The 11,596-nt window shown below is 44.2% G+C and carries 11 protein-coding genes; 8 read left to right on the top strand and 3 right to left on the bottom strand.

Features of this window, described 5'->3' with window-relative positions; all coding sequences use genetic code 11:
• Positions 1 to 273: 273 nt before the first annotated feature.
• Complete coding sequence (locus EGI32_RS11540) at positions 274 to 1,335, bottom strand: cell wall metabolism sensor histidine kinase WalK (RefSeq protein ID WP_255155508.1); 1,062 nt, start codon at positions 1,333 to 1,335, stop codon at positions 274 to 276.
• A 239-nt stretch (positions 1,336 to 1,574) separates the two neighbouring features.
• On the bottom strand, positions 1,575 to 2,246 hold the full coding sequence (locus tag EGI32_RS11535) for a response regulator transcription factor (RefSeq protein WP_255155507.1): 672 nt from the start codon (positions 2,244 to 2,246) through the stop codon (positions 1,575 to 1,577).
• 168 nt (positions 2,247 to 2,414) lie between these two features.
• On the opposite strand from EGI32_RS11535, the gene EGI32_RS11530 reads away from it, so the two are divergent.
• The 8 genes from EGI32_RS11530 to atpH all read left to right on the top strand — a co-directional run bounded on the left by EGI32_RS11530 (position 2,415) and on the right by atpH (position 10,153).
• Complete coding sequence (locus tag EGI32_RS11530; protein WP_255155506.1) at positions 2,415 to 4,625, top strand: hypothetical protein; 2,211 nt, start codon at positions 2,415 to 2,417, stop codon at positions 4,623 to 4,625.
• 212 nt (positions 4,626 to 4,837) lie between these two features.
• Complete coding sequence (locus EGI32_RS11525) at positions 4,838 to 6,655, top strand: ABC transporter ATP-binding protein (RefSeq protein ID WP_255155505.1); 1,818 nt, start codon at positions 4,838 to 4,840, stop codon at positions 6,653 to 6,655.
• Positions 6,656 to 6,686: 31 nt separating this feature from the next.
• Positions 6,687 to 6,899 carry a hypothetical protein gene (locus EGI32_RS11520; RefSeq protein WP_255155504.1) on the top strand — a complete coding sequence of 71 codons (213 nt, stop codon included), beginning with the start codon at positions 6,687 to 6,689 and terminating at the stop codon, positions 6,897 to 6,899.
• A 5-nt stretch (positions 6,900 to 6,904) separates the two neighbouring features.
• The gene (locus EGI32_RS11515; RefSeq protein WP_255155503.1) at positions 6,905 to 7,393 is read left to right on the top strand and encodes a hypothetical protein; all 489 of its coding nucleotides are present in this window, start codon (positions 6,905 to 6,907) and stop codon (positions 7,391 to 7,393) included.
• A 79-nt stretch (positions 7,394 to 7,472) separates the two neighbouring features.
• On the top strand, positions 7,473 to 8,579 hold the full coding sequence (atpB, locus tag EGI32_RS11510) for a F0F1 ATP synthase subunit A (protein WP_255155502.1): 1,107 nt from the start codon (positions 7,473 to 7,475) through the stop codon (positions 8,577 to 8,579).
• 87 nt (positions 8,580 to 8,666) lie between these two features.
• Entirely contained in the window at positions 8,667 to 8,921 is a 255-nt protein-coding gene (gene atpE, locus EGI32_RS11505; RefSeq protein ID WP_303626641.1) for an ATP synthase F0 subunit C, read from the top strand.
• 118 nt (positions 8,922 to 9,039) lie between these two features.
• Complete coding sequence (gene atpF, locus EGI32_RS11500) at positions 9,040 to 9,534, top strand: F0F1 ATP synthase subunit B (protein ID WP_255155501.1); 495 nt, start codon at positions 9,040 to 9,042, stop codon at positions 9,532 to 9,534.
• A gap of 55 nt (positions 9,535 to 9,589) precedes the next feature.
• Positions 9,590 to 10,153 (top strand): ATP synthase F1 subunit delta, encoded by a 564-nt coding sequence (gene atpH, locus EGI32_RS11495; protein ID WP_255155500.1) that lies wholly within the window; start codon positions 9,590 to 9,592, stop codon positions 10,151 to 10,153.
• Between the two features lie 453 nt (positions 10,154 to 10,606).
• On the opposite strand, the gene EGI32_RS11490 is transcribed toward atpH, so the two are convergent.
• Positions 10,607 to 11,596, bottom strand: a 990-nt coding sequence (locus EGI32_RS11490) for a T9SS type A sorting domain-containing protein (protein ID WP_255155499.1), incomplete at its 5' end; no start/stop codon positions are given.

Here is an 11,596-nt window from a genome sequence, read left to right as displayed (position 1 = left end):
TCACATTCGGAATTGAATTGAAAGTGAAGAAATGATTATGAAATCGTGAAGAATTGCGAATTACGAATTGCGAATTACGAATTACGAATTACGAATTACGAATTACGAATTACGAATTACGAATTACGAATTACGAATTACGAATTACGAATTACGAATTACGAATTACGAATTACGAATTAATTTTAAGCGGCGCAAGATATTAAAAAGTCAATTACAACCTGCAAACCGAATGAACCCATTCGTAATTCGTAATTGATCATTCGTAATTGCTTATAGCTTGATCGTTTGCTTTTTCGCCGCAAGTGTAAACCCAAACGTACTCCCCACATCGATCTTGCTGCGTACATGAATCGTCTGGTTATGGGCTTCTATGATGTGTTTGCAGATGGATAATCCAAGTCCGCTTCCGCCTACTTTGCGGCTGCGGGCAAGATCGGTGCGGTAGAAGCGTTCAAACAGGCGGGGAAGGTGTTCTTCGGCAATACCGGAGCCATCGTCGCTGATCTCTACCAAAACATTTTTGCCATCAACATTGTAAAAGCTGGCTTCTACCATTCCATGCTGTTTGCCATATTTGATGGCATTCTCCACAAGATTGATCAATACCTGGCGGATCTTTTCCTTATCGGCATTCACTGCCAGTGGGAACTCGCAGCCTTTTTTGATCACACACCTGATCTCTTTTTCCTTAGCAGTAAGATACAAGGTGTCGTATACTTCTTTAACCAGGTCCTGGATGATGAAATCCTGGTAATGTAATTTTTGTTCGCCACTTTCGAGCCGGGAGATCTCATCCAGGTCATCCACAAGGTTTACCAGCCTGTCGATATTGCGGGAAGTGCTTTGCAGGAATTTTTTATTGACATCATTATTGTGCAAAGCCCCATTCAGTAAAGTGTCTACATAACCCTGTATGGCAAAGATGGGGGTCTTCAGTTCATGACTAAGGTTCTGCAGGAATTCCTTGCGGAACGCTTCATTCTGCTGCAGCAATTCAATTTCTTCCTTACGTTGTTCCGCCCATTTTTCCACGTCTTCACGTACTTCATCAATACTTTTTTGAGGGAGGATATTTTTGTAGTAAAACTCTTCGCGTTTGCTCGCTTTTGTCTGGTAAATGAGCTTGTAGATGAGTTTTATTTTCCTGTAAATAAAAGTCTGCAGTGTAAAAAGGATCAGACCGAAGCTGCCCAGGAAGATCACAAAGAAAGAGATCAGCGTTACCCACCAGGTATGGTTAAAAAAGTACAACCCAAGCGTGATCGGTACCGAAAGCGTAAGCGCCGTCAGTGCGGATAATTGTTGGGGGGATAAGTTTTTGGCTGAAAACATGTAGTAAAGTTACGGGTTAGCGGAGAAATTCAGGGGTGCGTGTGACGGATGGCGGGTTGTTGATCATTTGCGAATCTTTCTCTGCGAAATCTCAGCGGATCTCATGTTCTCTGCGCCTGCCCCGTCGAATGGCGTGGGGTGAAGAAGCCTTCCCAAACCGCAGAGTGCCAGAGCTGGCGGAGGTTTCGCAGAGGGGATGACGCTACGGTCAACCCGTCACCCGCAACCCGTAACTGCATTTACTCAAACTTATACCCCACACCCTTCACCGTTGTGATACAGTCCATTTCCAGCTTCTGCCTGATCTTGCGGATATGCACATCGATGGTTCGATCGCCTACGATCACTTCGGTACCCCAGATCTGGTTGAGGATCTCGTTGCGCAAAAATACTTTCCCGGGTTTTGAGGCCAGCAAAGCCAGCAGCTCAAATTCTTTACGGGCAAGGATGATGTCGGTGCCTTTGTGCGTGACAATATATTTTTCGCGGTCTATTTCTATATCGCCGACTTTGATAACGGTGCTTTCTTCTTTATTGAGCCTGCGGAACAAAGAATTTACTTTACTCAGCAATACTTTGGGGCTGGTAGGTTTGGTGAGGTAATCATCTGCACCTGTTTCAAGCCCTTTGATTTCCGTACCCTCATCGCTCATGGCGGTGAGGAAAACGATGAGCGTTTCTTTAAAAGCGGGCATCATGCGCAACAGGTTGCATACTTCGATCCCCGTTTTGCCCGGCATCATGATATCCAGGATGATCAGGTCGGGAGATGTCTTTTTCGCTTTTTCAATCGCTTCGTCGCCGTTTTTAGCAGTAGTCACTTCATAACCTTCTGCCGTCAGGTTAAACTCCAGTATCTCCAGGATATCGGGTTCATCGTCTGCGATCAGGATCTTTTTTGTAGTGCTCATATTCGAATTGTTTTGCAAAATTAGCCATCCTTAACATCAAAGCAACCGTTAAATGAACGTTATAGTATTATGAAATTGTTAACCCATATGCAACTAAGCCGGATATTAGCCTGTCTTTGTTGAAAAAGCATCAAAAAATTGCATCATCTTTGCAGCAGGAGTCTTTATATGAAGCATATATTTTTACTTATCACCCTTTTTACCGGTTACAGCGCTATTGCACAGGAAGATACTGTGAAGATTGATTTTCAGCGTGCCCTCTTTCACGACAAAATTTTAAAAGAACAAAAGCTAACGGATAAGGCCGATGGTAAGCTGGACGGCATCCTGCACGCAAGCGCCAATGATGAGGTAAACCTCCAGCTCACAGATGTTCTTTTCAGGAGGATCGATGTGCTTCGCTTCTGGGTGGAAAAAAATAAAGATATCACCAGCAACAATGAAAAAGTACGTTACCTCGGATACATCGAAGATCTTGTAAGATACTTCAGGGTTGCCTGGAAAACCAGGCAGATCAACCCGCTCGAATTTCCGGAACTGGTGAACAATTTCGACCAGGTGATGAAAGCCAATCTTGAAGGAAGATCGATATTGCCCTACATCAGCGATGCGCCGTATGAAGTGGCGAAGATCAATGCCACCATTTTTATTGCCAACAAGGAAAACCAGGAGGCACAGAATATTGTGTATTTAAAATTCTGTCATCTTCATCCCGACAAAATATTGGAAACGATCAGGCCCTTCGCGAAGGAATCTTTTGCAGACAGTCTTATCGTAATCGCCAGCAAAGAAAACCCTGTGCAATTATATTCTTATGCACAGAATAAAAATTCGGTGGAAGGAAAACTTATTCACCGCAACGTAAACCCGATGGTGGTGGCGGTTACCAAACTCAGCCAGACATCCAATGCATTGTTTTACTTTCCGTTCCTCGATGACATTTTATCAGGCAAACAAAAAATAGAAGATATCCAGCAACTGATCGGTGATGGGGAAAAAGGGTACGACAGCATAGGATACTATCGCCTGCTGGTAAAAACCGAAACGGAATATTTCAAACGGTTATCGGCACCCATTCCCGACACACCGATCGCGATGTTTGGTGCCAATGGATTGCACGATATGCTCAAACGTAAAGCGCTCGAACATTTCGTTACGCCTATCAATACCCTGCACGACCTTAGCAATATCAACATCCGCATGAAAGCGATCGATCCGCTTACACCCGAAGAGTTGTATTACATGATCGTGATGGGAGAAAATGATATTTACACTTCGAGCTACAAACATAGTTTCAACCGCATGGTGCAGCGCATGGGTGCAAAGCCGCGTGGCGACTCATTGTTATTGAACGTGAACTTTGATTATTTCAAGAAGTTCATCAAGATGGCGGCTAATTACAACAAACTTGATACTTTCCTGGGAATGATGCCTTCGCAAAATTCTGAATCGTTGATGCGTGCCTTTGTTGCCAATCTTGATAAAGGCGACAATCTCGAAGACGCGGTGGATGTAGCCGATTCTTACAGCAGCATCACCAACAAAAAATTGCAGGCGGTGATATTGAATTATGTAAAGGAAAATGAATCAAGGAGCATCACCGAAAATAATGCCCGCGGTAAAGTGATCTATGGATTGCTGAAAACGATCTTCCTTTCTGCAGACAGCAGCAATAAAGTGGATCTTACACAGGCATTTGGCATACCATCCATTTACGAAGTGGCCAATAAGGATATGCAGGACGATAAAGGCAGGATAGTGCAGCAGGTATTTTTTTACGGCGATGAAGATGGCAAAGCTTATTTTCCACCGTTTGTAAATTCATTTCCTGCAAAAGACTGGGTGGTTACTTCCAAGAAAGAATGGGTGGAGATCAAATCCAAAAAAGGGAATGTTTTTGTATTTGCCAACAAACCGTTGAATTATAACGAGAACCTGGATGATTCTGCGCAGGTACATCTTGCCAATTATCTCCGTACCCTTGATATGAAACCTTCGGTGGTGGTGCACCGCGGACATAGTTATTGGCTGAAAGGCACCATCGACCGTATGCCCGGCGATGCCAAGATAGTAGTGCTGGGTTCCTGCGGCGGCTATCAGAACCTGAGCGAAATACTGGAAATATCGCCGGATGCGCATATCATTTCTACCAAAGAAATAGGCGCCGGGGATATCAACAGGCCGATCTTGAATTACCTCAACCAGAGTTTTCTTTCCGGCGATAAACTTTCCTGGAAAGCGATGTGGAGTTCGCTCGGTAAACTTTTTTCTTCCGACCCCAGCAGGATGATAAGGGAAAGCTGGGAAGACTATATTCCTCCGTATAAAAATCTCGGGGCGATATTTATAAAGGCTTATCACAAGCAGATGGATATGTAGAGCAGGGATTAGTGTTTAGGGATTAAAGTGCAAAACATAATTCTCTCTGCGTAAACTCTATTTACTCATGTTCTCTGCGGTTAAGGAAAAGCTTTCACCGCAGAGAACATGAGCTCCACGGAGTTTTCGCAGAGAAACCATTCATAAAGATTATTCTTCGCCAACGATCCACAACCCGCCACCCGTAACCCGAAACTCTCTACCTTTGCAACATGACTACTGCACCTGCAGCTCCCAAACCTGGTTTTTCCCTTCTCAAAAGGGTTTTTAAATTTGCCGCACCCTACAGGAATAAATTTTACGCGTCGCTGGTATTGTCTGTTGTGCTTGCCATCATGGCGCCATTGCGGCCTTTACTGATACAGCTTACGATCAATGATGGTCTGAAAAATGATGCGCTCGGTCACTTTTTGAAAGGTCCCGGCGGTTTCATCATTGAGATCACTGTCATACAGATTGTTTTATTGCTGATAGAAAGCGCCTGCCGGTTTTATTTTACGTTCACAACGGCTTCGCTGGGGCAGTCGGTGGTGAAAGACCTTCGTGTGACCACTTACAATAAGATCGTACATCTTAATCTTTCGCAATTTGATAAAACACCCATCGGTACGCTTACTACCCGTACCATCAATGACATCGAAAGTGTGAATGATATTTTCAGCGACGGGTTGATACCGATCATCGCGGATATGCTCTCGATCATTTCAATACTGGCTTACATGTTCTCTGTGGATCCTGTGCTTACATTGGTTTGCCTGGCGCCGTTTCCGGTGCTCATCATAGCAACTTATTTTTTCAAGAACGCCGTAAACAAATCATTCATTTCTGTGCGGAATGCTGTGGCCAAACTCAATGCATTTGTACAGGAGCATATTACCGGGATGGGACTGGTGCAGGCATTTGCGGCAGAAAAAAGGGAACAGTCCAAATTCAGCAATATCAATAAAGATCATCGCAATGCCAATATCAAAGCCATTTTTGCTTACTCGGTGTTTTTTCCTGTAGTGGAACTGGTATCGGCTTTGTCGGTCGGCTTGCTGGTATGGTGGGCTGCCCGCGAATCGCAGGCGTTGCAATACATTTCGCGTTCGCCGCATGAAGTGGCGGGCATTATCACATCGTTCATCCTTTGCCTCAACCTGTTGTTCCGCCCTTTGCGGGTGATTGCGGATAAATTCAACGTGTTGCAAATGGGAATGATCGCCAGCGAACGGGTGTTCAAAGTGATCGACAATGAAGATGTGACGCTGAACCAAAATACTTACCAACCAATGACCATGGCAGGCCGCATCGAATTCAGTCATGTCAATTTTGCGTATATCGAAGACCGTTATGTGCTGAAAGATGTGTCGTTTCATATCGAAGCCGGGCAAACCCTGGCGATCGTTGGTCATACCGGAAGCGGCAAAACATCCATCATCAGCCTGATCAACCGGTTGTATACCATCAACAGTGGCCGCATCGCTATCGATGATATCGATATCAATGAATATGAACTTGGTTTTTTGCGGAGCAAAATTGGCGTGGTATTGCAGGATGTATTCCTTTTCAGCGGGTCGGTGCTCGATAATGTGACGCTGCGCAATACGGATATCAGCCGCGGGCAGGTGATAGAAGCTGCCAAACTGATCGGTTTGCACGATTTCATCCTCAAATTACCCGGTGGCTACGATTACAATGTAATGGAACGTGGTGCCACTTTATCGCTCGGACAGCGGCAATTGTTGTCGTTTGTAAGAGCATTGTTATATGATCCGTCTATTTTGATCCTGGACGAAGCTACTTCCTCGGTGGATTCTGAAAGTGAGGCGCTGATACAGAATGCTATCGATAAGCTGATCTCGGGGCGTACTTCCATTATCATAGCCCACAGGCTGAGCACCATCCGCAAGGCGGATAAGATCATGGTGCTGGATAAAGGGGAAATTGTGGAAATAGGGTCGCATGAGGAGCTGATAAGGAAGGAGGGGTATTATTATCAGCTAAATAAAATTCAGTTTGACAATAACAAAAATCAGCGGGTTATTTAGTCTGCCCCATACCTATTTTGTAAATTGCATCATGTCTCTTCCATATCAACATAAGGAGAATAAAAATCCATCTGAGGTAAATGAATCCTCTGCATCTTATGAGAATGCAGAAACCGCATTGCTACGTGAAGGATTAAATCGTTCTTATAAGGAAAGATTGCTTTTTGCAACTATGTTATATAAAGTGCAACAAAGCTTTAAAAAAGCAACCATTATTTCAAAACCTGATAATCTTACAAAATAGTTGCCATGGATGTTTTTGACGAAGAGATCATCAGGTTTTACCGTTCCTTATTTCTAAATGATGTGAAATATATCATGATTGGCGGATATGCAACTAATCTGCATGGATATCAACGATATACGGGAGATATAGATATCTGGCTGGACGATACTTTGGAAAATCGTCAAAAACTCCGGAAAGCTTTTAAGGAGGCTGAAATGGGGGATTATTTCATGTTAGAAACAATGCAATTTGTTCCTGGCTGGACAGATTTCAGATTAAACAATGGACTGCGCCTGGATATTTTGATTGAAATGAAAGGATTGGAAGATTATACGTTTGATGAATGCCTGAGTATTGCTCAAATTGCTCAGATTGATGATGTAAATATCCCCTTTTTACACATCAATCAACTTATTGCTAATAAAAGAGTTGTGAACAGACCAAAAGATCAGCTGGATGTAATAGAATTGGAAAAGATCAAGAAGCTCAGAAATGAAATGGGGCTTGATTAAAAGTTCTCTCAATTTCCTCCCTTCTAATTTTTAATTTCAGCCCCCGGGCCTTATCTTTGCGGCAAATTTCAGAACGGATATGGCAGCAAAGAGCATCAAATCATTACTGGTAGCGGTTTTTAGCCTGTTTATGGTGTTGGGATCAACTGTGGTTTTTGCACAGGATACTACCCATCACGCGGTAACAGAGCATCATGAAGGTGAAACCGAAAAACTCGATCCTGCCAAGATCATCATGGATCACATCAAAGATGCCCACGAATGGCATTTTTTCACCGCCGGTGATTTTCATGCTACTATTCCTCTGCCTGTAATTGTTTATTCTCCTGCAAAAGGGTTTTCTGTCTTCTCTTCCAGCCGTTTCGGCCACGAAGGGCACAGGGAAGAATACAATGGCTACAAACTGGAAGAAGGGGAGATCAGCGCAGTTGATGGCAGCAAAGTATATGATTTTTCAATCACCAAGAACGTAGCGCAGATGTTGCTGGCGCTTATCGTGCTGGTATTTTTGATGCTGGGCATCGCTAAAAAATACAAGAATGGCCTGGGTGTTACTTCTGCCCCGAAAGGCTGGCAGAATGCAGTTGAGCCGGTGATCACATTTGTACGTGATGAAGTGGCAAAGCCAAATCTTGGGAAAAAATGGAAGAATTACCTCCCCCTCTTATTAACGATCTTCTTTTTCATATTGATCAACAACCTGTTCGGTTTGTTACCGGGAGCGGCCAACGTTACAGGTAACACCGCTTTTACCATCGTTTTAGGCCTGGTGGCGTTCTTTGTGATCATTTTCAGTACCAACGCACATTTCTGGATGCACATTTTCTGGCCTCCGGGCGTGCCTTTCCTGGTAAAGATCATTTTGATCCCGATCGAGCTGGCTGGTGTGTTGCTGATCAAACCTGCAGCCTTGATGATCCGTCTTTTTGCCAACATGGTGGCAGGGCATATCATCATCCTGAGCTTCATTTCACTGATCTTCATCTTTGGTGCAATGGCTAAAGTGGCAGGTTATGGCTTTTCGCCGATCTCTATCTTGTTTACTGTATTCATTTATTTTATAGAATTGCTGGTGGCATTTATCCAGGCGTTTATCTTCACCAACCTTACTGCGGTATTTATCGGCCAGTCGATGGAAGGTGGACATGACGATGTGGATGGGCACGCGGAGCCGGTAATTATCTAAACTTCTAAACTTCGTTAAGAGGTTAGAAAGTTTAGAAGTTCAGGGGTTTAGTTTGTATTTTTTTATTCATTATAAAACAGAAGTATCATGACATTGATGACTGTGTTCGCTGAAGTTCAGCTTGGTTTATCTCATTTTGGTGGTGCAATAGGCGCAGGTCTTGCAGCAATCGGAGCCGGTATTGGTATCGGTCAGATTGGTAAAGGAGCTGTTGAATCTATCGCTCGTCAGCCTGAAGCAAGCAATGACATTCGTGCAAATATGATCCTGACTGCTGCGTTCGTAGAGGGTGTTGCCCTTTTCGCGGTAATCGCTGGTTTGTTGGCTGTATTGAAAGCCTAATTGCACGCAAAGCTTATTACTGCATCCGAAGCAAAGGGCGGGGGATGCAGTAATCTTTTAAAATTTATTGAGTTTAAAAATCTGATTTATAACTCATCACTCATAACTTATAACTATTATGGATTTGTTATTACCGCATCTGGGCCTCATGTTCTGGGTTTTGATCGCCTTTTTGATCGTCTTCTTCCTGCTGAAAAAATTTGCATGGAAACCGATCATCACCGGCCTTACTGACAGGGAAACCAACATCGCAGAATCAATCGCTTCTGCCGAAAAGGTAAAGCTTGAAATGGCGCAGCTGAAGAACGACAATGAAAAATTGCTGGCTCAGGCGCGTGAAGAAAGGGCTACTTTGCTGAAAGAAGCAAAGGAAACAAAAGACAGGATGATCAACGAAGCAAAAGAAGAAGCGAAAGCACAGGCGGCAAAGATCCTTGCTGATGCTCAGGCTTCTATCCAGCACCAGAAAATGGCCGCACTTACCGATATCAAGAATCAGGTTGGTAACCTTGTAGTGGAAGTAAGCGAAAAAGTATTGCGCCGGGAACTGGCAAACAAAGCTGAACAGGAAAATTACATCAAGCAGCTGGCCGGAGAAGTAAAGCTTAACTAATTAAAAGTAGCGGGCAGGATCGCCGTTTGACTCCGCCGCACATTCGCATATAAATATGAACAATCCACGTTTAGCCGGAAGGTACGCAAAGAGTCTGCTGGATCTGTCTATAGAACAGAACAGCCTTCAGGCTGTGATAGCCGATATGAAACTGCTGGCGCAGATCTGTAAAAGCAACAGTGATTTTGTATCAATGCTAAAAAGCCCGGTGATCGCTTCTGACAAGAAACAAAGTATCATTGAATCTATTACCGCTGATAAAGTAAGCAATATCACTACTTTGTTCATCCGTTTGCTGGTAGCCAAAACCAGGGAAAGCAACCTGCCTGAAATAACAAAAGCATTCATCGAACAATATAACGCGATGAATAATATTCACCAGGTGAAATTTACAACAGCTACTCCTATCAGCACAGAACTGCAGGATGAGATCGTAAACAAGATCAAATCGGATAAGGCATTGCAAAGCATCGAGCTGGAAACAGGGATAGATGAAAGCCTGATCGGCGGTTTCAAATTGCAACTGGGAGATACATTGGTAGATGCCAGCATCAGCAGGGATCTGCAGGATATCAAACGCCAGTTTTTGAATAACGATTACATTCACAAGCTCAGGTAAGCAAGTCATGTCATTCTGAATATTTTTTTAAAAGCCGTCCAGCAGTTTTGCCAGACGGCTTTTTTATGGGCAGGAATTTACGGGTTGCTGCTGGCGGGTAAATTGATCGTGTGCGAAGCCTTCTCTGCGAAATCTCTGCGGTTCTCCCGTTCTCTGCGGTGAAGAAGCTTTCCCTAACCGCAGAGTGCCAGAGCCAGCAGAGTTTTCGCAGAGAGAAATTTTCCTTTTACTCTCTGCTAACCCTCTGCGTTTCTCCCGTTCTCCGCGCCTGCCCCGTCGAATGGCGTGGGGTGAAACAAACGTCCCCAATAACATACTAACCATCTCCGCAGGGATTTCTCCAGAAAAGGTACTCCACACAATCAACAACCCGTCACCCGCTACTCATAAAACCCTCCCATAAGAAAAGGTGCCCACAAGGGGCACCTTTTCAATTATCATAAACCGGACTGCTTAGTGCTTGATGATATTCACTTTGCCACTAGCTACCCTGTTATTAGAATTATCCAGCAATTCAACGACGTAGATGCCCGCTGAAGCTTTCTTAAGTTCTACATCCATACGGCCGTAAGGGCCTGTAACGGTATAATTTTTCACGTAAACCTGGGCGCCTTTGGAATCATAGATCACCATTTTACGTTCTATCGTGCTGCCTCCCTTATTGTAATACCTTACCTGGAATTTACCGGAGTTAGGGTTAGGGTAGATGAACAGCAGGTTGGAAGCTGAATCGGCTACAGTAACCTTGTTGGAAGTATGGCTGCAACCATTTGTATTGGTAGCGATCACATAGTATTCACCAAAATCATCTCCGCTAAGCGGGAATGAAGCAGAAGTAACTCCGATAGCTGCATTGTTCTTAAACCACTGGTAAGTGTAAACACCTACCGGGCTGGTAGTAGCAAATAAACCGGTAGAAATAGACGGGTCATAATTTGCATAAGACGCTGCAGTCAATACTACGGTAGGAGTAGGGTTAGCAGTAAGTGTAGCAGCAGCAGAAGTAACTCCGCCACAAGGAACACCGTTTGCAACCACCCTGTACCTGTAACCGTTCAACGCAGTGGTAATGTTGGATACAGTCAAGGTGGCTGTAGTTACCCCTGAATAGTTAACACCATTGGCAATATCAACGAATGGCCCGTTGTTTACGCTTACCTGCCATTGATAAGTAATGGTTGTGCCGGTAGCAGTAACTCCGAAGGTTGCGCTGGTACCAGAACAGGTAGAAACGTTCACCGGTTGTGCAGTGATCACTACAGGAGTATTCACTACAAGAGTAACCGCAGTTGAATTAAGATTGGTAGTACATGTTCCGTTCAATACGGCTCTGTACTGGTTGTTGTTCATAGCAGTGGTAACGGCTGTAAGAGCCAGTGTGGCACTTGTTGCACCGGTTACGTTGCTCCATGTAGTACCACCGTCGGTGCTCACCTGCCATTG

The sequence above is a fragment of the Ferruginibacter sp. HRS2-29 genome, from assembly GCF_024343615.1.
GTDB lineage: Bacteria > Bacteroidota > Bacteroidia > Chitinophagales > Chitinophagaceae > Ferruginibacter.
Note: the sequence above shows the minus strand (reverse complement) of the source record. Positions and strands in the feature narration are given on the sequence as shown.